Origin of the sequence: Streptomyces sp. NPDC058459, from assembly GCF_042721685.1 — a bacterium.
Taxonomy (GTDB): domain Bacteria; phylum Actinomycetota; class Actinomycetes; order Streptomycetales; family Streptomycetaceae; genus Streptomyces.
In genome coordinates, this window is the sequence record NZ_JBHXLV010000442.1 from 1 (window position 1) to 1,037 (window position 1,037).

1 protein-coding gene is annotated in these 1,037 nt (G+C 69.2%); it reads right to left on the reverse strand.

The window, feature by feature from the left end:
• Positions 1–29: 29 nt before the first annotated feature.
• The coding region (locus ACFWN1_RS33455; protein ID WP_384370588.1) for a hypothetical protein at positions 30–1,037 on the reverse strand (1,008 nt) is incomplete at its 5' end.

A 1,037-nucleotide genomic window follows, 5' to 3' on the forward strand; every position in this document is an offset into this window, starting at 1 on the left:
GGACCCTAGACAAGTCCCATCGTTCCAGGTCAGGAGCACTCTCCGCTTATCTGATCAAGCCTCGGACACCCCACCTCGTGAAAGCGCGAGGCTAGTTGATGCGCCGTCCAAAGGATCTTGAAGGGCTCCGGTTCGGCGCCCAGCCTCAGCAGCATCCGGCACAGCACGTCCCAGTTCGGTACGAGTCGTCCGCCGAAAACCGCCTCGACCTCCGCATCACTGAGTCCGGGAACAGAGACCGCTGCGTTCGGGGCGTATCCCGCCGCGAGCCGCGCGCCCCGCAGCCCTGCCGCCAGGCGGCGTCCGGCGTGCATCGGATCGGCCACCCCCACCGGGGACTTCGAAGCGGACTGCCACAGCAGGTGAATATCTCCGGGCTGCCCACCCATCAGATCGACCAGCGCGTATGTCGTGGACCAAGGGGCCACGATCTGCCCCTCCAGCACCCACTGCACCAGGGACACCGGCACGCCGGCCTCGGCTGCGACGTCCAGGAGGCCGACGTCCGCTCCCTCCCACAAGGTCCGCAGGGCCCGCCCGAGCGCGTCCAGCGTCTGGTCCGCGCGCGCCCGCGGCACCGGGTCCCGGGCGGCCAGAAGCCGAGCAGCACGCTCGCCGCCCCAGCGTGCCCTCACTTGACCCTCGCTCTTCTTGGCGGAGGCGCCGATCTCGGCCCAGGTCCGGCCGGCGGCACGCTCCTCCACGGCCGCCGCGGCAGCCACACGTTCGGCGCCGGCCGCGATCTCGGCCGCATGCTCCAAGATGGCACCGAGGCCCACCTCCGTGAAGCATGCCTGCAGCAGTCCATCCAGGCGCAGCGCGAGTTCGCCGGCAACGACACGGTGGGTGAATTGCGGTACAGCTGAACGGAGTTCGAGATCCCGCCTGCGCTGGGCGCGGCGGCGGCACCTGTCATCGCAGTAACCGAGAGGTCGCCCACCGCGACCGTCACATTCACGCCGGACAAGGGTCCTTCCGCAGAAACCGCACCTGTCAGCCCCGTACGAAACGTCGGACATCATCACACCCCTCACCCC